At 52.3% G+C, this 18,897-nt stretch carries 28 protein-coding genes and 1 tRNA gene; 7 read left to right on the forward strand and 22 right to left on the reverse strand.

What is annotated here, in order from left to right:
• Window positions 1–240: 240 nt before the first annotated feature.
• Window positions 241–1,044, forward strand: coding sequence for a 2,5-didehydrogluconate reductase DkgB (gene dkgB / locus NAZ64_RS06895; RefSeq protein ID WP_000154881.1), 804 nt, complete (start codon window positions 241–243; stop codon window positions 1,042–1,044).
• A gap of 20 nt (window positions 1,045–1,064) precedes the next feature.
• On the opposite strand, the gene yafC is transcribed toward dkgB, so the two are convergent.
• Window positions 1,065–1,979 (reverse strand): DNA-binding transcriptional regulator YafC, encoded by a 915-nt coding sequence (yafC, locus tag NAZ64_RS06900; RefSeq protein ID WP_000648540.1) that lies wholly within the window; start codon window positions 1,977–1,979, stop codon window positions 1,065–1,067.
• 104 nt (window positions 1,980–2,083) lie between these two features.
• Between yafC and NAZ64_RS06905 the strand changes: the two genes are divergently transcribed.
• The 3 genes from NAZ64_RS06905 to NAZ64_RS06915 all read left to right on the forward strand — a co-directional run bounded on the left by NAZ64_RS06905 (window position 2,084) and on the right by NAZ64_RS06915 (window position 5,039).
• The gene (locus tag NAZ64_RS06905) at window positions 2,084–3,259 is read left to right on the forward strand and encodes an MFS transporter (RefSeq protein WP_001127540.1); all 1,176 of its coding nucleotides are present in this window, start codon (window positions 2,084–2,086) and stop codon (window positions 3,257–3,259) included.
• Between the two features lie 131 nt (window positions 3,260–3,390).
• Complete coding sequence (locus NAZ64_RS06910; RefSeq protein WP_001230970.1) at window positions 3,391–4,191, forward strand: endonuclease/exonuclease/phosphatase family protein; 801 nt, start codon at window positions 3,391–3,393, stop codon at window positions 4,189–4,191.
• Window positions 4,192–4,268: 77 nt separating this feature from the next.
• Complete coding sequence (locus tag NAZ64_RS06915; protein WP_000207240.1) at window positions 4,269–5,039, forward strand: class I SAM-dependent methyltransferase; 771 nt, start codon at window positions 4,269–4,271, stop codon at window positions 5,037–5,039.
• Between the two features lie 55 nt (window positions 5,040–5,094).
• Here the strand turns inward: NAZ64_RS06915 and mltD are convergent, their stop codons facing one another.
• Together mltD and gloB are read right to left on the reverse strand one after the other, a co-directional pair.
• The gene (mltD, locus tag NAZ64_RS06920) at window positions 5,095–6,462 is read right to left on the reverse strand and encodes a murein transglycosylase D (RefSeq protein WP_000644703.1); all 1,368 of its coding nucleotides are present in this window, start codon (window positions 6,460–6,462) and stop codon (window positions 5,095–5,097) included.
• A gap of 71 nt (window positions 6,463–6,533) precedes the next feature.
• Window positions 6,534–7,289 carry a hydroxyacylglutathione hydrolase gene (gene gloB, locus NAZ64_RS06925; protein ID WP_001052773.1) on the reverse strand — a complete coding sequence of 252 codons (756 nt, stop codon included), beginning with the start codon at window positions 7,287–7,289 and terminating at the stop codon, window positions 6,534–6,536.
• Between the two features lie 34 nt (window positions 7,290–7,323).
• Here gloB and NAZ64_RS06930 point away from each other — a divergent pair, with 34 nt between their 5' ends.
• The gene (locus NAZ64_RS06930) at window positions 7,324–8,046 is read left to right on the forward strand and encodes a class I SAM-dependent methyltransferase (protein ID WP_000801238.1); all 723 of its coding nucleotides are present in this window, start codon (window positions 7,324–7,326) and stop codon (window positions 8,044–8,046) included.
• On the opposite strand, the gene rnhA is transcribed toward NAZ64_RS06930, so the two are convergent.
• Complete coding sequence (rnhA, locus tag NAZ64_RS06935; protein WP_000917872.1) at window positions 8,043–8,510, reverse strand: ribonuclease HI; 468 nt, start codon at window positions 8,508–8,510, stop codon at window positions 8,043–8,045. The two genes, NAZ64_RS06930 and rnhA, sit on opposite strands and share 4 nt — an antisense overlap.
• Before the next feature lie 63 nt (window positions 8,511–8,573).
• On the opposite strand from rnhA, the gene dnaQ reads away from it, so the two are divergent.
• Window positions 8,574–9,305, forward strand: a complete 732-nt coding sequence (dnaQ, locus tag NAZ64_RS06940) for a DNA polymerase III subunit epsilon (RefSeq protein ID WP_001670675.1) — start codon at window positions 8,574–8,576, stop codon at window positions 9,303–9,305.
• A gap of 133 nt (window positions 9,306–9,438) precedes the next feature.
• Window positions 9,439–9,515 (forward strand) — tRNA-Asp (locus NAZ64_RS06945).
• A gap of 139 nt (window positions 9,516–9,654) precedes the next feature.
• Here the strand turns inward: NAZ64_RS06945 and NAZ64_RS06950 are convergent.
• The 18 genes from NAZ64_RS06950 to NAZ64_RS07035 all read right to left on the reverse strand — a co-directional run bounded on the left by NAZ64_RS06950 (window position 9,655) and on the right by NAZ64_RS07035 (window position 18,894).
• Window positions 9,655–10,500 carry a DUF4942 domain-containing protein gene (locus NAZ64_RS06950; RefSeq protein WP_001289297.1) on the reverse strand — a complete coding sequence of 282 codons (846 nt, stop codon included), beginning with the start codon at window positions 10,498–10,500 and terminating at the stop codon, window positions 9,655–9,657.
• A 77-nt stretch (window positions 10,501–10,577) separates the two neighbouring features.
• A complete protein-coding gene (locus NAZ64_RS06955) occupies window positions 10,578–10,772 on the reverse strand; it encodes a DUF957 domain-containing protein (RefSeq protein ID WP_001537473.1) in 195 nt (64 codons plus the stop codon).
• Between the two features lie 25 nt (window positions 10,773–10,797).
• Entirely contained in the window at window positions 10,798–11,289 is a 492-nt protein-coding gene (locus NAZ64_RS06960) for a DUF5983 family protein (protein WP_000777707.1), read from the reverse strand.
• Window positions 11,286–11,663, reverse strand: a complete 378-nt coding sequence (locus NAZ64_RS06965) for a TA system toxin CbtA family protein (RefSeq protein WP_001166553.1) — start codon at window positions 11,661–11,663, stop codon at window positions 11,286–11,288. Before NAZ64_RS06965 ends, NAZ64_RS06960 begins: the two co-directional genes overlap by 4 nt.
• A gap of 58 nt (window positions 11,664–11,721) precedes the next feature.
• Window positions 11,722–12,366 carry a hypothetical protein gene (locus tag NAZ64_RS06970; RefSeq protein ID WP_000091992.1) on the reverse strand — a complete coding sequence of 215 codons (645 nt, stop codon included), beginning with the start codon at window positions 12,364–12,366 and terminating at the stop codon, window positions 11,722–11,724.
• The gene (locus tag NAZ64_RS06975) at window positions 12,363–12,734 is read right to left on the reverse strand and encodes a type IV toxin-antitoxin system YeeU family antitoxin (protein WP_000169463.1); all 372 of its coding nucleotides are present in this window, start codon (window positions 12,732–12,734) and stop codon (window positions 12,363–12,365) included. Before NAZ64_RS06975 ends, NAZ64_RS06970 begins: the two co-directional genes overlap by 4 nt.
• Window positions 12,706–13,074 (reverse strand): type IV toxin-antitoxin system YeeU family antitoxin, encoded by a 369-nt coding sequence (locus NAZ64_RS06980; protein ID WP_001282841.1) that lies wholly within the window; start codon window positions 13,072–13,074, stop codon window positions 12,706–12,708. Before NAZ64_RS06980 ends, NAZ64_RS06975 begins: the two co-directional genes overlap by 29 nt.
• 17 nt (window positions 13,075–13,091) lie before the next feature.
• Complete coding sequence (locus NAZ64_RS06985) at window positions 13,092–13,313, reverse strand: DUF987 family protein (RefSeq protein ID WP_000691989.1); 222 nt, start codon at window positions 13,311–13,313, stop codon at window positions 13,092–13,094.
• The gene (locus NAZ64_RS06990) at window positions 13,310–13,600 is read right to left on the reverse strand and encodes a hypothetical protein (protein WP_001243218.1); all 291 of its coding nucleotides are present in this window, start codon (window positions 13,598–13,600) and stop codon (window positions 13,310–13,312) included. The genes NAZ64_RS06985 and NAZ64_RS06990 overlap by 4 nt, the downstream gene beginning before the upstream one ends.
• A 15-nt stretch (window positions 13,601–13,615) precedes the next feature.
• Window positions 13,616–14,095 (reverse strand): RadC family protein, encoded by a 480-nt coding sequence (gene radC / locus NAZ64_RS06995; protein ID WP_001249724.1) that lies wholly within the window; start codon window positions 14,093–14,095, stop codon window positions 13,616–13,618.
• A 10-nt stretch (window positions 14,096–14,105) separates the two neighbouring features.
• A complete protein-coding gene (locus NAZ64_RS07000) occupies window positions 14,106–14,564 on the reverse strand; it encodes an antirestriction protein (RefSeq protein WP_000205294.1) in 459 nt (152 codons plus the stop codon).
• An 81-nt stretch (window positions 14,565–14,645) separates the two neighbouring features.
• On the reverse strand, window positions 14,646–15,029 hold the full coding sequence (locus NAZ64_RS07005; RefSeq protein ID WP_000522007.1) for a hypothetical protein: 384 nt from the start codon (window positions 15,027–15,029) through the stop codon (window positions 14,646–14,648).
• A 404-nt stretch (window positions 15,030–15,433) separates the two neighbouring features.
• Window positions 15,434–16,252, reverse strand: a complete 819-nt coding sequence (locus NAZ64_RS07010) for a DUF932 domain-containing protein (RefSeq protein WP_001234415.1) — start codon at window positions 16,250–16,252, stop codon at window positions 15,434–15,436.
• 105 nt (window positions 16,253–16,357) lie between these two features.
• Window positions 16,358–16,597, reverse strand: coding sequence for a DUF905 family protein (locus NAZ64_RS07015; RefSeq protein WP_001112363.1), 240 nt, complete (start codon window positions 16,595–16,597; stop codon window positions 16,358–16,360).
• Between the two features lie 105 nt (window positions 16,598–16,702).
• Window positions 16,703–17,116 carry a hypothetical protein gene (locus NAZ64_RS07020; protein WP_000789537.1) on the reverse strand — a complete coding sequence of 138 codons (414 nt, stop codon included), beginning with the start codon at window positions 17,114–17,116 and terminating at the stop codon, window positions 16,703–16,705.
• 274 nt (window positions 17,117–17,390) lie between these two features.
• Window positions 17,391–17,930, reverse strand: a complete 540-nt coding sequence (locus tag NAZ64_RS07025; RefSeq protein WP_001079432.1) for a DUF4339 domain-containing protein — start codon at window positions 17,928–17,930, stop codon at window positions 17,391–17,393.
• Between the two features lie 62 nt (window positions 17,931–17,992).
• A complete protein-coding gene (locus tag NAZ64_RS07030) occupies window positions 17,993–18,445 on the reverse strand; it encodes a hypothetical protein (protein WP_000734135.1) in 453 nt (150 codons plus the stop codon).
• A complete protein-coding gene (locus NAZ64_RS07035; RefSeq protein WP_001020194.1) occupies window positions 18,442–18,894 on the reverse strand; it encodes a YfjS/YafY family lipoprotein in 453 nt (150 codons plus the stop codon). The genes NAZ64_RS07030 and NAZ64_RS07035 overlap by 4 nt, the downstream gene beginning before the upstream one ends.
• Window positions 18,895–18,897: the final 3 nt, after the last annotated feature.

Here is an 18,897-nt window from a genome sequence, read left to right on the forward strand (position 1 = left end):
GAGCGGTAGTTCAGTTGGTTAGAATACCTGCCTGTCACGCAGGGGGTCGCGGGTTCGAGTCCCGTCCGTTCCGCCACTTGTTAAGAGCCCTGAGCATTAGCTCAGGGCTTTTTCTTTTCCTGTCATTTAATTATTGCTCAATTCGCAAAAATCCTCTGCATTTCTCGCTCTTTTTCTGCAAAGCGCTGAAGGTCATAATTCCCTCAGTTAACGAACATAGTGATTAAAAAGAGGAATTCTATGACTATCCCTGCATTCGGTTTAGGTACTTTTCGCCTGAAAGACGACGTGGTTATCGCTTCTGTTAAAACGGCGCTTGAACTGGGCTACCGTGCTGTCGACACTGCGCAAATCTATGATAATGAAGCGGCTGTTGGACAGGCGATTGCTGAGAGCGGCGTACCGCGTAGCGAGCTGTACATCACCACCAAGATCTGGATTGAAAACCTTAGCAAAGACAAGCTAATCCCAAGCCTGAAAGAGAGCCTGAAAAAATTGCGTACCGATTATGTCGATCTGACGCTGATCCACTGGCCATCTCCGGGTGATGCCGTGTCTGTCGAAGAATTTATGCAGGCATTGCTTGAAGCTAAAAAACAAGGGCTGACTCGCGAAATTGGCATTTCAAACTTCACCATTCCGTTGATGGAAAAGGCTATTGCCGCGGTGGGCGCACACAATATCGCCACCAACCAGATTGAGCTATCTCCGTATCTGCAGAATCGTAAGGTGGTTGACTGGGCGAAAGCGCACGGTATCCATATCACCTCTTATATGACGCTGGCATACGGTAAAGCGCTGAAAGATGAAGTGATTGCACGCATTGCGGCTAAACATAATGCGACCCCGGCGCAGGTTATTCTGGCATGGGCAATGGGTGAAGGTTACTCGGTGATCCCTTCATCCACCAGGCGTGAAAACCTGGCAAGCAACCTGCTGGCACTGGACCTGCATCTGGATGTCGAAGATAAAAATGCGATCGCGGCACTGGACTGCAACGATCGTCTGGTTAGCCCGGAAGGACTGGCTCCTGCCTGGGATTAATTACCCGATCCTTTGTACCTTTACCCCTCTTTCACAGCTCCTGCGGGAGCTGTTCTTATATATTCGCTCAAAAAGTCGATAAATGCCCGAATACGTGTGCTGACGGCGCGATCGCTGTAGTAAACGGCGCTGAAAGGCATTTCTACCGGCAGACGTTTATCGGCCAGCAGTTCCACCAGTTCTCCCCGCGCGATCTCTTTATCAATCATATAATCTGAAAGACATGCAATGCCGTTACCGTTCAGGCAAAGTTGTTTTAACGTTTCCCCGCTGTTGGAAGAAATCCCACATTCGATCTCATGGAGCTGCCCATCGCTACAGGCTATTGGCCAGGTATTGAGCGAGATGGGTTCAGAGAACCCCAGGCACAGATGCCGTTTTAACTCTTCAACGCTCTCAGGCTTGCCAAAGCGGGCAATATAGTCAGGTGAAGCGATAATCTTGCGATAGCTGGTAAATAACGGGCGCGCGCGCAGACTTGAATCTGTCAACGTGCCTGCGCGTATCGCAACATCCACTTTTCGTTCAATAAGATTGATGAACGTTTCTGAGGAGACAAGAGACAACGTCATTTCCGGATACCGTTCACGAAAAGGTTTAATCAGCGGCATCAGGAAATGCAGCATTACCGGCGTTGCCGCATCGATACGCAGTAAGCCGCGCGGGGTATTACGCGACTCCATGATTTCCGTTTCTGCGGCGGCCATTTCTTGCAGTATCTGCTGCACGCGCCTGAAGTATCGCTCTCCTTCTTCAGTCAGGCTCAGCTGTCGGGTCGTACGATTAAGCAGACTGACGCCGAGCTTCATCTCCAGCTTTTTAACTGCCCGGCTGACAGCGGAATTGGCCTGTCCAAGCTGCTCTGCCGCCCGGCTGAAGCTGCCGCTTTCCACGACAGCGACAAAAATTGCGAGTTCTTCGGAGGTGGCTTTCATTTTTGCTCCTGAAGCAAAATTAAATTGATATTTTGGCTATTTTTGTCATTAAAACATCCAGGCATACTGCGTGTCATCTGATTACTGCTGTTATGGAGTTATTTATGCCTCTCGCTTTATTTGCACTGACAATAAGTGCCTTCGCTATCGGTACGACTGAGTTTGTGATTGTCGGCCTGGTGCCGACCATTGCTCAACAACTGGCTATCTCGTTACCTTCCGCCGGAATGCTGGTTTCAATCTATGCGCTGGGTGTGGCTATTGGCGCGCCGGTGCTAACCGCGCTGACCGGACGCCTGCCGCGTAAACAGTTACTGGTCGCGCTGATGGTCTTGTTTACGGCGGGGAATTTGCTGGCATGGCAGGCACCGGGCTATATGACATTAATCGTCGCCCGTCTGCTGACGGGCCTGGCGCACGGCGTGTTCTTCTCGATTGGATCTACCATCGCGACAAGTCTGGTGCCAAAAGAGAAAGCGGCTTCTGCGATCGCTATTATGTTTGGTGGTTTAACGGTAGCGCTGGTCACGGGCGTTCCGCTGGGCACATTTATCGGTCAGCATTTTGGCTGGCGTGAGACCTTCCTTGCGGTATCACTGTTAGGCGTGATTGCGCTGATGAGCAGTCAACTGCTGATCCCTGCCAATATTCCCGGTCGGGCGGCCGCCAGCATTCGTGACCAGGTGAAAGTACTGACTCATCCTCGTCTGTTGCTGATTTACGCCGTTACGGCGCTGGGCTACGGCGGGGTATTCACGGCATTCACCTTCCTGGCGCCAATGATGCAGGATCTGGCGGGATTCTCCCCGGCAGCGGTAAGCTGGATCTTACTGGGGTATGGCGTATCAGTGGCTATCGGCAATATCTGGGGCGGTAAACTGGCAGATAAGCATGGTGCCGTGCCGGCGTTGAAATTCATTTTCGCCGTGCTGTTTGTTCTGCTGATGGTCTTCCAGGTGACGGCCTCCACGCAGTATGCCGCGCTGGCTACCATTCTGGTGATGGGGGTCTTTGCCTTCGGTAACGTACCGGGGTTGCAGGTCTACGTGGTACAGAAAGCGGAACAATTCACGCCTAATGCAGTAGATGTGGCGTCAGGTCTGAACATTGCGGCGTTTAACATTGGTATTGCGCTGGGTTCCGTGATTGGCGGACAAACGGTGGCGCATTACGGTTTGGCGCAGACGCCGTGGATTGGCGCCCTCATTGTTCTGGTGGCTTTCCTGCTGGTGGGCGTCAGCGGACGTCTTGATAAACCTGTACGCATTGCTCTGGAGTAAATTATTGATGTAAGCGCCTACTTACAAAACAAACTGCAATTGTTCGTTGAAAGTGAGTGCTAAAATCCCTATAACAGAAGAACCAGTCCGGTTGAGGACTGGTTGACGTTACAGAGGTTTGAAAGTCAAAAGTGCGAAAAAACACCTATGCGATGCGCTATGTTGCCGGACAGCCCGCCGAGCGGATTTTGCCGCCAGGGTCGTTTGCGAGCATTGGCCAGGCATTGCCCGCCGGGGAACCGCTAAGCAGTGAAGAGCGGATCCGTATCCTCGTGTGGAATATATTCAAGCAGCAGCGAGCCGAATGGTTATCGGTGCTGAAGAACTACGGCAAAGATGCGCATCTGGTCCTGTTGCAGGAGGCACAGACGACGCCTGAACTGGTACAGTTTGCCACCGCTAACTATCTTGCCGCCGACCAGGTTCCCGCTTTTGTATTACCTCAGCATCCGTCTGGCGTCATGACGCTTTCTGCCGCCCATCCTGTTTACTGCTGCCCTTTACGGGAAAGAGAACCAATTTTACGTTTGGCGAAATCAGCCCTGGTGACGGTATATCCCTTGCCGGATACCCGTTTATTAATGGTAGTAAATGTTCATGCGGTAAATTTTAGTCTGGGCGTGGACGTATACAGTAAGCAGTTACTTCCGATCGGCGACCAGATTGCGCACCATAGCGGCCCTGTCATTATGGCGGGTGATTTTAATGCCTGGAGCCGCCCACGTATGAATGCGTTGTACCGCTTTGCACGTGAGATGTCGCTGCGCCAGGTGCGTTTCACTGACGATCAGCGCCGTCGTGCGTTTGGACGACCGCTGGATTTTGTTTTTTATCGTGGTTTAAACGTGAATGAAGCCTCCGTACTGGTGACGCGCGCTTCCGATCACAATCCGCTACTCGTTGAATTCAGTCCCGGCAAACCTGAGCAATAAAGGTGCGTCAGGTCTGCCGTGGGGCAGGCCTCTTCGGGTGCTGCCCTTTACTTTTCTCATAACAGAAGGGCACTACCATGACAACGCATTCCCACCATGACAATGTTGAAAAGCAGTTTGGTTCACAGGCGAACGCCTATTTACATAGCGCCGTTCACGCATCGGGTCGTGACTTAGCGCGGCTGGCGCAAAGGCTGTCTGATTTTTCCCACGCGAACGTACTGGATATGGGATGTGGAGCTGGACACGCGAGTTTTGTCGCTGCGCAACATGCCTACTCGGTCGTGGCATACGATTTATCCGCCAGCATGCTTGAGGTTGTCGCTGGAGCGGCGGAAGAAAGACATTTAAGTAATATTACTCTCCGGCAAGGCTATGCCGAAAAACTGCCCTTTGAAGATGCATCGTTTGAGGTGGTGATTAGCCGCTATTCCGCGCATCACTGGCACGACGTTGGTCAGGCATTGCGTGAGGTTTATCGTGTATTAAAACCCGGCGGCGTGCTGATTATCATGGATGTCATGTCGCCTGGACATCCTGTACGCGATATCTGGCTGCAAACGGTGGAGGCGTTACGCGACACGTCGCATGTCCGTAATTATTCCAGTGGTGAATGGCTGGCGATGGTCAATAATGCGATGCTGGTAACGAATACCGTGATAACCGATCGTTTATCGCTGGAGTTTCGCTCATGGGTAACGCGGATGCGTACGCCAGCGCCGTTGGTTGAGGCGATTCGATTATATCAGGCGAGTGCCCCGGTAGAGGTGAAGCGTTATTTTGAGTTGCAGGATGACGGTTCGTTTAGCAGCGATACTATCATGCTGGAAGCGCATAAAGCGGTATAGCAATTTAAAAGGCGCCGGGGGAAGCGGCGCCTTTTGGCTTTTTCGTCGGACAATATCAGGAGTCTGGCGTGCTATTGTCCTTCACAAACAACGTAAGCTGATCGCCCGGTTGTAGATTATCCGTATCATGGTTCCAGCGCATCACATCTTTGATATTCACCCCGTGACGTCTGGCGATACTGGAAAGCGAATCGCCTTTACGGACACGATAGGTAATGCTATCGCTATTGTTTGCCAGTCGTTGCGCGCTGCTGCCAGCGCCCACGGTCAGGCTTTGCCCGATTTTCAGGCGTGAACCACGCAGGTTGTTCCACTGCTGCAAGTCCTTCGTGCTTACGCCAAGCTGCGAAGCAATACCGGAAAGCGTATCGCCAGAGCGCACCTTATAGCTACGGCTATTCAACGGCGTATTGTCGGCGATCAGTTGGGACTGAACGGCGTCAATCTCACCGGAAGCCAGCGACTCACGCAACTGCTCGGCATGCTTTTTGGGCACCATAACATATTGCGGACCGCTTACGCCTAAGGTAGACCCTTTTACACCGGCATTAAACGTCTTCAGCTTGCTGATAGACATGCCCGCCATATCCGCAACCTGGGCCATTTCAACTGGACTGTTTAAACGAACTCGTGCCAGCGCTCGGCTTTCATCTGTTGTTGGCAGACGTACTCCGTAGCGTTTGCTGTTTTTGAGAATTTCACTCAATGCCAGCATCTTAGGTACGTAGAGTTTTGTTTCTCTGGGCAAAGAAAGCGACCAGAAATCCGTCGGTTTTCCACGCGCTTTGTTTGCTTTAATTGCCCGCATAACACGGCCTTCGCCGCTGTTATACGCTGCAACGGTTAACAGCCAGTCGCCGTCAAACATTTTGTTCAGACGCTGCATCATGTCTAACGCGGCGGTCGTAGAGGCTACAACATCGCGACGCGCGTCATAATTACGGGTCTGCTTTAAACCATAATTGCGCCCTGTGCTCGGTATGATCTGCCAGATGCCTGCGGCATTGGCGCCAGACGTTGCGTGAGGATCAAAAGCGCTCTCCACTATGGGTAGTAGTACCAGCTCCATAGGCATGTTACGTTTCTTAACCTGCCCCGCTATCCAGTACATATACGGCTCTGCCCGTAAAGTTACATCGTGGAGATAGCTCTTATTGCGTAAATACTTCTGTTTCTGTTCGCGAATCCGGCTGTTTTCCGGAATTCCCATCTTTAGCTCGTCGCCAATGAAAGCCCACAAGTCCTGATCTGGCGCGATAGACGTTCCGTCGTCCATCCATCGTGCCTGACTCGTAAACTTTCCTGCTTCCCCTTGACCAGCTGCAGAAAGGCTCTGTGCGTGCTGTTGGACGTTGCCAGTGTTCTGAGACGTCTGGCACCCCACAAGCAGGACAGAGGCGAGTAATATCGCTTTTGCCTTCATGTGTGTGTCAATAGTTGCTTAAAAGACGACCGATCATAACGGCGAAGTTAGCGAATGACAAGTAAGAATTATCAGAACGTGTCTTTCTTTGACCTTAACCATGCAAAACGCGCTTCTGGTTGTTGCAATATTGTTTCTTTGTTTATTTCGTTAATTAAATCAATATCTTCAGTTCTTAAAAAAAGATTAATCTTACGTTCATTTTTAAGAATAACGGGTAATGTCATTTGTTTTTTTACACGTAACTCTTTAACTTTACGATAATATTCATTTATGAACGAATCGTGCGGAAGTATGCTCAATGCGAACTTAATGTTAGCTAAAGTGTATTCGTGAGCGCAGCAAATGAGCGTGTCGTCAGGCAGAGAATTAATTTTCATAAGTGACTGATACATCTGTGATGGCGTGCCTTCAAACAGTCGACCACAGCCGCCAGAAAACAGCGTGTCGCCGCAGAATAAGTAAGGGTGGCTAAAGTAACAGACGTGTCCTAACGTGTGACCCGGCGTGGCAAAAAGAGTAAATTTCTCGCCTAAAACGCGAATAGTATCGCCATCGCCAACAAGATGGGTTGCTCCCTTGTCTTGCGTTTCCGCCGGTCCATAAACCGTCATTTGCGGGAAGTGTTGCAACAGCTCTTTGACTCCGCCAACATGGTCGTGATGGTGATGCGTCAGAAAAATCGCCTCCGGCATCCACTTATGTTCAGCAATGGCCTTTAAGACGGGTGCCGCTTCGCCGGGATCAACAATCACACAGCGGCCTTCATCATTGGTCAGCACCCAGATGTAATTGTCCTGAAACGCGGGAATACTGTTAAGATTCATATATTACCTCTCAAATAATTAGCGGAAGGTTGCGATGAAACCGGCAAGGCTCTCTCAAACTGTCGTTGCGCCCGGATGTTGGGGTGAGTTGCCCTGGGGCAATTACTACCGTGAGGCGCTGGAACAGCAGCTAAATCCGTGGTTTGCAAAAATGTATGGTTTCCATTTGCTTAAAATCGGTAATTTAAGCGCAGAAATCAATTCCGAAGCGTGCGCGGTCTCCCATCAGGTGAATGTTTCGTCGCAGGGGTCGCCGATGCAGGTTCTGGCCGATCCGCTACACCTTCCTTTTGCAGATAAATCCGTCGATGTTTGTCTGCTGGCGCATACTTTGCCGTGGTGTACCGACCCGCACCGTTTATTGCGGGAAGCCGACCGCGTATTGATTGATGACGGTTGGCTGGTCATCAGTGGATTTAACCCGCTGAGTTTGATGGGGTTACGTAAACTGGTACCCGTTTTACGTAAAACACCGCCCTATAATAGTCGGATGTTTACCCTTATGCGGCAACTGGACTGGCTGTCTTTACTCAATTTTGAAGTGCTACATTATAGCCGTTTTCATGTCTTACCCTGGAAAAAGCAGGGGGGGCGGCTTTTAAATACGCATATCCCGGCGCTGGGCTGTTTACAGCTTATTGTGGCCCGTAAGCGGACCATCCCGCTTACGCTTAATCCGCTGCGACATAATAAAAGTAAAACCCCTATCCGCCAGACCGTTGGCGCCACCCGGCAATATCGCAAACCGGATGGCTAAGCCTCCGCCTGGTAGCCACTATCTTCCTGCGTGGGGTTCATTGCCGCGGCGCGCGCCAGTTCATCACAACGCTCGTTTTCGGGATGGCCTGCATGGCCTTTGACCCATACCCATTTGATCTGATGCTGACCTAACGCAGCATCGAGACGTTTCCAGAGATCGACATTTTTTACGGGTTTCTTTTCCGCAGTTTTCCAGCCGCGTTTCTTCCAGTTATGAATCCATTGGGTAATTCCTTGCCGCACATATTGGCTGTCGGTGCTCAATGTCACTTCGCAATGTTCTTTTAACGCTTCAAGCGCGACGATCGCCGCCATCAGTTCCATACGGTTATTGGTGGTCAGCGTGTAACCTTCACTAAACGTTTTTTCATGACCACGATAGCGTAAGATAGCGCCATAACCACCAGGCCCTGGATTCCCCAGGCAAGAGCCATCGGTGAAAATTTCTACCTGTTTAAGCATCTCTGGTAGACTTCCTGTAATTGAAATCGATAACAAAACGCAAGTCTGACATAAATGACCGATATGAGCACTGCAATTACACGACAGATTGTCCTCGATACCGAAACCACCGGTATGAACCAGATAGGCGCGCACTATGAAGGTCACAAGATTATTGAGATCGGTGCGGTTGAGGTGATAAACCGTCGTCTGACCGGCAACAATTTTCATGTTTACCTGAAGCCCGATCGCCTTGTCGATCCAGAAGCTTTTGGCGTACACGGTATTGCCGATGAGTTTCTGCTGGATAAGCCGGTTTTTGCTGATGTGGTCGATGAGTTTCTTGATTATATCCGCGGCGCGGAGCTGGTCATCCATAACGCATCGTTCGATATCGGCTTTATGGATTATGAGTTTGGTCTGCTTAAACGCGATATTCCTAAAACCAATACTTTCTGCAAAGTTACCGACAGCCTGGCGTTGGCGCGGAAAATGTTCCCCGGCAAGCGTAACAGCCTTGATGCACTGTGTTCGCGTTATGAGATAGATAATAGCAAACGTACTTTGCACGGCGCATTGCTCGATGCCCAGATCCTTGCTGAAGTGTATCTGGCGATGACGGGCGGACAAACGTCCATGACGTTTGCGATGGAAGGAGAGACGCAACGGCAGCAAGGTGAAGCGACCATTCAGCGAATCGTTCGCCAGGCCAGCCGGTTACGGGTCGTTTTTGCCTCTGAGGAAGAGCTGGCTGCGCATGAATCGCGGCTTGATCTGGTGCAGAAAAAGGGCGGAAGTTGCCTTTGGCGGGCGTAATTTATTCCTTTTTAGGCTATAAAAATCATCCTTCGGGCGATTTTTGCAGCAACTGATTCAAAAGGTGAGAAAAAGCGTTGACGGGCGACACCGCAAACCGTAATATTCGCCTCGTTCCCAGCGGGAACATCACGGAGCGGTAGTTCAGTTGGTTAGAATACCTGCCTGTCACGCAGGGGGTCGCGGGTTCGAGTCCCGTCCGTTCCGCCACTATTCGAGGCCATGCTATTGATTAGCATGGCCTTTTTCTTTTCCTGTTTTTTCTGGTGTGCCATTCAGTATGCCATCAGCGTCCGGCTTGCATCGGTGTAAATCAGCCTGTACCGGACATCAGCGTGTCGATTGAGCCTCATCCTGCCGCCACTCTCCCCGGGTAGTGTCTGGCGATGATGTCGTTCAGTTTATCCACCAGTTCCGGTCGTTTGAAAGTAATATGGGCAGTTCCCTTCTGAAAATATTTGATTTTAAACATCTCGTCCTCGTAACTGTTACTCCCTCTGTTATCGTGAATGTGATCGCCTAGGCGTCGGGTCACATCAGCACGGTTATCAGGAGCGGGTTTCCCATCCAGCAGCATAAGCATACGTTCCAGGTCAGCGAGCCGATCACGCTGCCAGCCCCAGTTCAGTCCAAATCCCCATCTGTCGCATTTTACCAGACCGTTCACGATAATTTTTTTCCCGAATTTACACGGCGAATTTGACTTAAAATCCCAGCTAAGGCTTTTGAACACATTAATCACACCGCGTTCAAACACCTCGTCTTTGCTCTGGTGCAGTTGCTCAAAGGTACTGAGTATATTCGCTTCACTGATGGCTGGAATATCATCACCTTCAAGGTTTCTGTACCACTGGTCACGGGCCTGAGCGTCCATCAGACTCAGCATTCCGGACTTCTTCATCAGGTCCCGCCATATGCTGCGATCGAGATTACGGGTAATAGCTTTCATTGCCGCTTCTGGTTTCTCCATCAGCCAGCAGCCGCAGCGAAAATCCTGCTTCATGCCCCAGTCCAGGGCGGCTTTACCGCCGATGCTTCTGGTCAGCGCCGATATTTCTGCAATCCGCTCAGTCACGGTTCTGATCTGTTCAAGTGCAGCGTTGCGTCCGGTGACGATACGTTCAATGCTGGTGGAGCAAATCATATCGGTATGGTCAGTTAAGACTTCGGGGTCGGCATTAGTGTGTTCTGACATTATTTTCTTTCCTTTATATAAGCACAAAACGCCGGTCTGTGAGGACCGGCGCTTATGCGAGTGTCAGTAAGGTGGTGTTACTGCGGAGAAAGTAAAAGCCGGAGGTAGTGTATCATCCGGACCTCGTTCAGGGCCTGTTCAACAGAGGGCAGGAGTGCTGCTGAACCGGTGAGAGTATCGTCGTTATCGAAGATGATCTCTGTACCACAGTCGATATTGTCCTGCAGCCAGCAGATCAGGATCTGCAGCCCTTCTTCAGTGGTTAATGGCATGTGTTTACCTCAGTGGGGAAGTGGGTTACCAGTCGAAGGTGGCAAAGCCTGGCAGGAGTTCGCCGAAAGCATCCAGGTGGAGAATACCAGCGGCGTAACGGCGTATCAGCGTCACCACTAACCGTCGACAGGCTTTCGACAGCCCCAGCCGTTTAAGCCGCAGAACCGGAAATGACCATGCCTCCAGGTGGAGTAAGGAGCCGGAGCCGGTATACAAAATCCACTCCGACTCGCCAAAGTCTTCATACTGGTGTGAAAGGGTAAACAGCAGAGCATTGTCTTTCTCCGTGATATGTGCGGTGCTGCACTGAATGCCGTTAACGCGGGCGACGGGCGGAAGCGGATCTTCAACAATCAGCTTTCCGGGCTCGTCAGCAACGCGAAGTGAATATCCGTTATCACAGACCACATCGATCAGGCTGGCGAGTTCAATACCGTCGATATCCACGACGATCCGGCCCCCATTAAGGGCCCGGACGTTGATTGTATCGGCTTCCACGGTCATGGACAGCTTCATCGTGCCACCCCGCTGTATCTGCCGGTGGTGATGTCGGTAACGGCCCGGTAGCCACGACGTTTCATCAGGCCACAGGCTTTTCTGGCGCGGAGAATATCGATACGGGTAATGAACGGAGACTGCACTGCAATACTGAATCCCGGGCGGTCGGTCCGGACCAGGTCATATTTTTCAACAATACCGTTCAGCGCATCGCACAGGGAGATGCCGGCGTTGATATGCTGCTCAATGACGCCGTCGTTAGCAAACGGGGTGTCGTTCAGCATCAGACCATAGTGTTGTTGCAGCAGATGCGACAGCAGGGTCTGCCAGATGCCGACAGGCGTGGGGTGTGACGAAGTCGCCCCGGGCGGGAGTGAGGGTAAAATCTGCATAATGTGTTCTCTGTTGGTGGAAGGTAAGAAATGAACCGGAAGGGAGTGACGAAAAAGTTTAACCGAAGCGCTGGCCGGTTTCGGTGAAGGTGTAACCGCCGGCGATAAGCGCCTCATCCACGGCCTCCGGTGAGGTCAGCCAGTCGTATTGCGTTTCAAGTTGCTGATATAACCAGCGGGCCAGATCGCGTAACGCGTCACCCAGGACACCGTCTGCGTCATCGGTGGCTTCCTGACCGGTGGGGGAGTCCCGCTCAACAGTAATGTGCATACTGTATTCATGGTAATAGCGCCCCTGATGCTGAATATCAGCCTGAAGCTGCCAGAGGTTACGCTGCTGGATTGCCTGCAGCTCATCAGCAATACGGTGAAGCGCTTCGTCCTGAGGCGCATGCTTTCTGATGTGTTGTGCGGCACCGGGCTGATAGTGGTACAGCCCCTCAAAGCAGGCTCCGTCCCCCTGACAGCAGAAACCGGAAAACCAGATACAGGCTTTTTCGTAGGATCTGCCGCCGGTGGTGGTGAAGATACGTGTTTTGAGTCTCACGCCCAGGATGTTGCAAATCAGGGTGAAATCCTCATAAACAGCGTCGTACCACTCATACTCCAGCCCCCCTTCGCAGTACCAGGCACGGGCCTTCTTGCGGGCTGACTCTGAGAGTTCATCAGACAGATACACCGTGGTGGAAATGACCCGGCTCATCGTGCCATACCTCCGGTTTCAGGCGGTTCTCCGGGGTAAATGGCGAGATAAATGTAGCCGCACGACCCGAGTGAGTCGGCCTCGCATACCAGTCCCTTTGCGTACAGGGTGACGCAGTGCTGATGGCGGGGATTAAGCTCACCGGAAAGTAACATCAGCTCCAGTTGTTTCAGCAGTACCGGAAAGGCCTGGTCCAGGTGACGTAAATCCGCGTCGCTGAACTGTCCGGTAATGCCGGCGCGGTCAGCCAGGTAATGCAGGCGGTTGCCCTCCTGAACCAGCCGTGCGCCAAAACATGGTGACACATTGCGGCGGAGTCCCCACCAGGGAGACGTGAGGTCATGTACGGTGGTTGTGGTCTTCGTCATTTAAGGGTTCCTCTGACAAGGGGGATTCATCAGATTTCGGGTAAATCATCAGGCTGACAGCGCCCTGTGGACCGGGTTCTGATTCACAGGTCAGCCCGTTGTGGTGAAAGACATGCGGCGTCTGTGCCTCCGGTGAGCCGGGGGACGCCATCGTGACCATCTGCTGTAATATCAGCGGGAAGGCCTGCTCCAGCCAGCGGGCCTCCTCCTCCGTGAATGCCGCCCTGATATCGTCCCTGCTGGTCTGTAAACGGAACAGACAGCCGTCCTGCAGCAGACGGCCCCGGATGCAGGGGACTGAATGATTATCCGGTTGTTTGCGGTCGGGGTTATCTGACATCGGTTTTCCTCCGTGGGTTAATTCAGGGTGACGCACATCAGGCGGGTGTACGGGCCGTGGCGGTCCCGGCGTCGTTCAGCGTACACGGCCAGTACGCCACTGATATCCTGTACGTCCCGGTCGTACCAGTGACAGACGCTGCCGGACCACGGATATTTCCCGGTACAGAAGCGAAACAGACGGGACTGCGGGTGCCGGCGGTATATCGCCATTGCCCGGCGTTTGCTGATAATTTTCATACGGCAGTCCCGCCTGAGCTGGTGTTTTTCAGCAGGGCATCAACAATATCATTCCAGCACCACTCCTCATCCTCCGGGACAGGTAGCGTTATCTGTCTGAACGGTATCTTCAGGAGCCCGGCGAGGCGTGCTGCAATATCCGTGAGAGGTTTGTCGCCCTGCGCGATATCAGCACACTCCAGGAAGAGACCGTGTACATAAACCGCTTCATCCCCGTTCTCCAGACGAAGAACGGTCACGCCACTGAAAATATCAGCGGGTATAACCTGCGTTTCATCGTTTCTCATGGTGTCATTACCTTTTTAAAGCCAGCCGCGTTCAGCGAACGAGACAATCTCCATGCCGCCAACCACCAGGTGATCCAGCAGACGGATATCCACCAGGTCCAGGGCCTGTCTGAGCCGCTCTGTTATCTGACGGTCCGCCAGGCTGGGATCGGCAAGCCCCGACGGATGACAATGCGCCACAATGACAGCGGCGGCGTTATGTTTCAGACCGGATTTCACCACTTCGCGGGGATGGACCTGAGTATGGTTGATAGTGCCGCTGAAGAGCGTTTCGTGAGCAATAAGGCGATGCTGGTTATCGAGGAAGAGCGCAACAAATTCTTCCCGCTCTGGCGCGGAGAGTTGCAGGCGTAGCCAGTCCCGGACAGCATGGCTGGAGGTAAATGCCGCCCCGGGTTCGCGTAACTGGCTCTCCAGCAGGGTTAAGGCTTCCCGGATGATTTGTTGTGCGGATGCCGGTAATGTGGCGGCAAACAGCGGTAACTGTTGTCTCATGTCGGTATCCTCAGTCGGTGATATGCATGATGGCGCTGCATTCAGGATGGTTAAGGGTATGATCCCGCAGGTGGAGGTAATGCGCGGTCATCAGGTCGCTGCCGGTACGGCAGGCATGGTGGCTGTACTCCAGCAGGCAGGCGGTGATCCCGACCGCCTCAGGGCTCATGTCCGCGCTGTTGCCGTTCATGGCGTTGAACAGTGACCAGGTGTCGTCCCCGTCATCCGCCTCCGGGGCCATAAATGCGCCACCGTTGCTCAGCGTGTAAAACTGCCAGATACCGCCGCTGTAGTCCGCGCACAGGCGGTCCGTCCAGGCGAAGATACGGGGCTCCAGTAATATCCACTGCGGAACGCCCCGGAAGTGGCGGGGCCAGAAGTCAGGGCGGTCCTCATCCGGTACGGGCGTGGCGGTGATGAGGGTTTCATCAGGCGCAGGGATAAGTTCAGGGTTAATTGCTGTGGTCATTATGGTTTCCTTAACAGACTGAAATATAACCGGTTCGGGGATATCCGGAACCGGCTGAACTGAAGGGGATCTACGGGGACGTCACCACCAGGCGTGGAAACACAGGCGGTGGGTGCTGAAATCAAACGACGCCAGCTGTTGCTGTACAAACTGTTTCAGGTTTTCCACGTCAGACCAGTAACTGTCGTCGTACTCCTGCGAGCCGAAGAAGAACCCTTCGGTGGTCGGGAACAGGTCGTGGCAGTTTTCCGGCGTGAGGCGGTCAAGAGTGGCCCGGAGTTTTTCCAGGTCCTGGCGGGTCAGGGGGACATCAGTACAGTTCTCCACCTCCCCGGCGTTGGCATCAATCCAGTTGAGCAGAGCGTTGAACTTGCGGTAATACCCGACGGCCTCGTCCTGCTCCCGGCGGGTGGTGTCTGCCGTGGTTTCGGCCGGACGTTTAATGAAATATAAATCGAGTCCCATGGGGAACCTCCTGATTACGCTGAGATAAATGAAAAGGCCATGCACGGGAAGAGCATGGCCCGGGGTGTCTGTCGGTGAATAAGCGGAGTGGGGTGACTTTCGGATGTTGTTACTGGCAATATCGGGGGGCAGGAGAACAAGCTTTTCGTCTTATTTGCCGGGGTGAGTATTCTGGTTCAGGTGGAATGCCGGGCAGGACTGTGCATAGCCGTCAGCGCCAGACCGTGCGGGCCAGGTACCATCAGTAATGAACAGCCGACACAGGCTGAGCTCACCGGGCCGGTAACAGAGGTGAGAACACCAGGCACAGAGGTCGTCGTCGGATATGGAACGGCAGCCTGGCTGGTTCGCCAGGGATACCGGATATATTCTGGCCTGACGGGCATCAGCAGGAACATGGCGCATCAACTCAGCGCCTGCTGCATCTGTTCCGCCATCACCCACAGGGCACGGTTTAGCCTGATGTCCCCGTCAATGCCGTTAACGGCTCGGGTATGGCTGCGTTTGCCCTTCGCAGTACGTCCCGGAAGCCCGCCTTTCAGCAGGTTCTCCTGGATACGCTGGTACGTTGTCCACAGGTCATCACTGCGGTCTTCATAACGTCGGGGTGTCAGTATCTGCGTTGCCGTCACCGGCTGATGCTCTTCACCAAAACGGTACGTCAGGGCAGCATTCGCCAGTGCATGCTGTGCCAGTGGCGGTAATAAAAGTGACTGCATGGCGTCGCGCTTCTCTTCCATCCGGTCAAAGACGCTGAGTACGTCGTAGGCTCCCTCAATGACCTTGTTAACGACATCGCCCCGGTGCGGAACTCTGATTTCGCCAAAGGACTGCCCGCAGACGAGCGAATTCGTGCATACGCTGCGGAAAATTCCCGGCAATAACTGAAAACTGGACTCACCACTGTGCGAATTCAGGATGATGATTTCCGGCACCTGCTGACCGTGTATCTGACCGGTGCGACGCAGGCGGAGCATGTGCTTCGTATATTCCCGACGAGCAGGGTCACGAACCCGTGACTGACAAGCGAAGAACGGCTGGAACCCTTCCCGTTGAAGGTTTTCCAGGATGGTGATGGTCGGTATGCAGGTGTAGCGTTCACTGCGGGACGCATGTTTGTCCTCACCAAAAACGCTGGGGACCACCTGTATTAATTCTTCACGGGTTAAGGGACGGTCGCGGCGTATCTGGTTAATCCGTCCAAAGCGGCTGGCTAAGCGCATTGTTAATTTCCTTCGTGGGTTGATTTAACTGCATAAACAAAAAGCCATGCTCCTGTGGGAACATGGCCTGTTGGCGTGGTTGCTGGTGGGGTGAGCAGCGGTGAGTCAGTGTCGGGGTATTCCGTGGCTGAGCAGATAGCGGTTCAGCCAGTACCAGGCACGGGCTTCAAAATTCCATGCCCACCAGAGCAACTGATTATAACTGTCGCGTATGACCAGCCGGAAATGTGTGCCCTGGTCATCTTCAATAAACACATTGCGGTAAGCTGTTGTGACGGCAATCGCCTGCGTGCGTGAGAAAGGGCCTTCGCCTTCAGGCAATAAAAGTGATGTACAGTCTGGCATATCTGTTACTTTATAGTAAAAAGCGCCTGTCATCATGGCAGGCGCTGTATTAATTACTAATATTAATAAATTAATAACACACAAATCAGGCGCATGATTTATTCCTTAGATTTTAATTTGGTCAAGTCCGACAACTTCGTGAATTGTGTTGTCGTAAAGTTTAACGCCCAGTTTACCGTTTTTCAGCGTAACGAAACTGGCTTTGATATCGCCTTCACAACTTTGATTGTCGTTGTATTTGATGGTCTGAGCTTTGCCGGTGTAAAAGTTAATCACGCCGTAGAAACCATCCCAACACGCCGTACCGCCCATAGCGTGTACCAGACCGTATTGCATGTCTTTGGATGTACCCAGGTATTTACATCTTCCATCAGTGGTATCGGTCCCCTGACACCAGAACTCCGTACCGTCAGTGACGTCAGTAAGGTTGTGCGGTAAAGGTACAGCCGTGTTTGCAGATACATTACCGGTAAAGAAACTGATAACTGCAACCATTAAAATGGTGATAATATTTTTCATGATAAATACTCCAGTGTTTCTGATGTTAAATAAAAATATAAGCCCCCTGTTTCCGCAACACTTATAACTCCCCCCCGAGAGGCCGAAATTAAAGTCCGGCCTGTTTATTAAACACATGCCCGAAGTATGCACTTCAACGGGGGAATATTTTATATTGTGACTTTGACTGTCCTCTGAATCAAATAAGACACAGCTGCTCCAAGGCGATTTACATCATTTACTTGTTAATTACACTAATGACCTGATTATTTAGTAAACTCTGTGATAAAGAATATCAGGCAGTTAATAACACCAGTATTAACATAACCAACCAGACCCAGAAATAAGCCGGTTTCTGACCGAGGGCTTTAGCCCTGCGCCACAGATAAAACGGAACCAGCCAGGCCAGCCAGCCAAAGGCAGCGGTATCAACGCCGGATTTACGGAGCCGTCGTTCATCCAGATACCCCAGCGCAATATTCAGTATCAGTGTGATAAACCAGTATTGCCCCTCCGTCACGGCGGCATACGCCTCTTCAAATTCCATTCCGCTCAGCCCGGCCGTCCACATCTCCAGGGCATACCCAATCAGGGGCGCAAAGGCCAGCGTCCAGACCACGCTTCCGGGGATACGATTGCCGGGCAGCGCGGGGGGAACCGCACATTGTTTCAGGACATCTGCCAGCGGCGTGGCTGACAGCGGCTGCCATTCCGTCATGCCCTGTTGCCATACCAGCGTTGAGGCATTCAGCTCCCCGCGCTGAATACGTTCGGTTATGTCGGCTTCGGTCACATTGTCGTGACGCACGCCATTTTTCTCATAATGCCTGTTCATTCTTTTCCTTTATTTTTAATGTGTTAAATGAATATGGGAGGCTTCTCCCTGAGGCAGGGAGTTCACTCTTCAATGTATTCGAAAGAACCGACTGGCTTGCCGTTGTAGTACATCACGACGTCGGCCAGTGATTTCCTGTTCTGTGGTTTGACAAAACCTGCACTGAATGCCTTGCTGCAGTACTGCTCCAGGGACATTTTCGCCGTCGGAATCAACTCCATGGCGTCACCATTAGAACGGTCAACCACCCCCCAGATACCGTTGGGGCATTTCCAGTCGGTGGGGACCATTCTGACAATGGCAACGCGCCCGTTTTCCGATTGCGAAACCACTTCACACATCTTTCTCTCCAGTTTGTACTGGTTACACCAGAAGGGTTTGTTATGCTGCATATCGCGGGTGTAGGCCGGAATGCCGCCTTTGATGGCACCCTGAAAACCGCCATCAGCATGGGCCGGTGTCAGCAAATACAGACTCAGGACTGCAGCAGAGATAACACCTTTCAGCTTCTTCATGGATGGTTCTCCTGGTTATCCGGCAGATAGAGTTTCCCCATTTCCTTGCCATCGTGCGAATACACCACCGATTTTTCACCCGTATAGCTGTCAGTCTCGATCCGGAAGCTCAGAGTAATATTGCCCGCGAGACACAGGGCGGCTATCAGCGGCTGCACCGTTTTCTGCTGCATATCAGCAATGTAGTAATAATTACCGGACTCACAGCCTTCCGGCGACTGGCGGGTTTTCATTACCGTGTATAGCGGTGTGCCGAAGGCATCCTTTTTTACCCATTCCTGCACGACATCGGATTTGTGAGACACCACGTCGCTGAACGGCGGCGGAGTCAGGTCCTTAAACCGGGCAATCGCCTTCACGCCAGCATCTTCCTTGCTGTCGCAGCCGGATGCCAGCAGAGTGCCGATAACCACCAGAAAGGTCGTCAGACGCGTATTGAATATATTCATGGT

It is taken from the genome of Salmonella sp. A1325 (genome assembly GCF_056991255.1).

Excerpts from the sequence above, each read along its gene's own strand:
- NAZ64_RS06905 (WP_001127540.1), top strand. The coding sequence starts at position 2,084 with ATGCCTCTCGCTTTATTTGCACTGACAATAAGTGCCTTCGCTATCGGT.
- radC (WP_001249724.1), bottom strand. The coding sequence starts at position 14,095 with ATGAGACAACAGTTACCGCTGTTTGCCGCCACATTACCGGCATCCGCA.
- NAZ64_RS06930 (WP_000801238.1), top strand. The coding sequence starts at position 7,324 with ATGAAACCGGCAAGGCTCTCTCAAACTGTCGTTGCGCCCGGATGTTGG.
- NAZ64_RS07030 (WP_000734135.1), bottom strand. The coding sequence starts at position 18,445 with ATGAAGAAGCTGAAAGGTGTTATCTCTGCTGCAGTCCTGAGTCTGTAT.
- NAZ64_RS06990 (WP_001243218.1), bottom strand. The coding sequence starts at position 13,600 with ATGAGAAACGATGAAACGCAGGTTATACCCGCTGATATTTTCAGTGGC.
- mltD (WP_000644703.1), bottom strand. The coding sequence starts at position 6,462 with ATGAAGGCAAAAGCGATATTACTCGCCTCTGTCCTGCTTGTGGGGTGC.
- yafC (WP_000648540.1), bottom strand. The coding sequence starts at position 1,979 with ATGAAAGCCACCTCCGAAGAACTCGCAATTTTTGTCGCTGTCGTGGAA.
- NAZ64_RS06960 (WP_000777707.1), bottom strand. The coding sequence starts at position 11,289 with ATGAAGCTGTCCATGACCGTGGAAGCCGATACAATCAACGTCCGGGCC.
- rnhA (WP_000917872.1), bottom strand. The coding sequence starts at position 8,510 with ATGCTTAAACAGGTAGAAATTTTCACCGATGGCTCTTGCCTGGGGAAT.
- NAZ64_RS07020 (WP_000789537.1), bottom strand. The coding sequence starts at position 17,116 with ATGAAAAATATTATCACCATTTTAATGGTTGCAGTTATCAGTTTCTTT.
- gloB (WP_001052773.1), bottom strand. The coding sequence starts at position 7,289 with ATGAATCTTAACAGTATTCCCGCGTTTCAGGACAATTACATCTGGGTG.
- NAZ64_RS06965 (WP_001166553.1), bottom strand. The coding sequence starts at position 11,663 with ATGCAGATTTTACCCTCACTCCCGCCCGGGGCGACTTCGTCACACCCC.
- NAZ64_RS07035 (WP_001020194.1), bottom strand. The coding sequence starts at position 18,894 with ATGAATATATTCAATACGCGTCTGACGACCTTTCTGGTGGTTATCGGC.
- NAZ64_RS07010 (WP_001234415.1), bottom strand. The coding sequence starts at position 16,252 with ATGCGCTTAGCCAGCCGCTTTGGACGGATTAACCAGATACGCCGCGAC.
- NAZ64_RS06950 (WP_001289297.1), bottom strand. The coding sequence starts at position 10,500 with ATGTCAGAACACACTAATGCCGACCCCGAAGTCTTAACTGACCATACC.
- NAZ64_RS06980 (WP_001282841.1), bottom strand. The coding sequence starts at position 13,074 with ATGTCAGATAACCCCGACCGCAAACAACCGGATAATCATTCAGTCCCC.
- dnaQ (WP_001670675.1), top strand. The coding sequence starts at position 8,574 with ATGAGCACTGCAATTACACGACAGATTGTCCTCGATACCGAAACCACC.
- NAZ64_RS07025 (WP_001079432.1), bottom strand. The coding sequence starts at position 17,930 with ATGAACAGGCATTATGAGAAAAATGGCGTGCGTCACGACAATGTGACC.
- NAZ64_RS06975 (WP_000169463.1), bottom strand. The coding sequence starts at position 12,734 with ATGACGAAGACCACAACCACCGTACATGACCTCACGTCTCCCTGGTGG.
- NAZ64_RS07015 (WP_001112363.1), bottom strand. The coding sequence starts at position 16,597 with ATGCCAGACTGTACATCACTTTTATTGCCTGAAGGCGAAGGCCCTTTC.
- NAZ64_RS06915 (WP_000207240.1), top strand. The coding sequence starts at position 4,269 with ATGACAACGCATTCCCACCATGACAATGTTGAAAAGCAGTTTGGTTCA.
- NAZ64_RS07005 (WP_000522007.1), bottom strand. The coding sequence starts at position 15,029 with ATGGGACTCGATTTATATTTCATTAAACGTCCGGCCGAAACCACGGCA.
- dkgB (WP_000154881.1), top strand. The coding sequence starts at position 241 with ATGACTATCCCTGCATTCGGTTTAGGTACTTTTCGCCTGAAAGACGAC.
- NAZ64_RS06985 (WP_000691989.1), bottom strand. The coding sequence starts at position 13,313 with ATGAAAATTATCAGCAAACGCCGGGCAATGGCGATATACCGCCGGCAC.
- NAZ64_RS06955 (WP_001537473.1), bottom strand. The coding sequence starts at position 10,772 with ATGCCATTAACCACTGAAGAAGGGCTGCAGATCCTGATCTGCTGGCTG.
- NAZ64_RS06970 (WP_000091992.1), bottom strand. The coding sequence starts at position 12,366 with ATGAGCCGGGTCATTTCCACCACGGTGTATCTGTCTGATGAACTCTCA.
- NAZ64_RS07000 (WP_000205294.1), bottom strand. The coding sequence starts at position 14,564 with ATGACCACAGCAATTAACCCTGAACTTATCCCTGCGCCTGATGAAACC.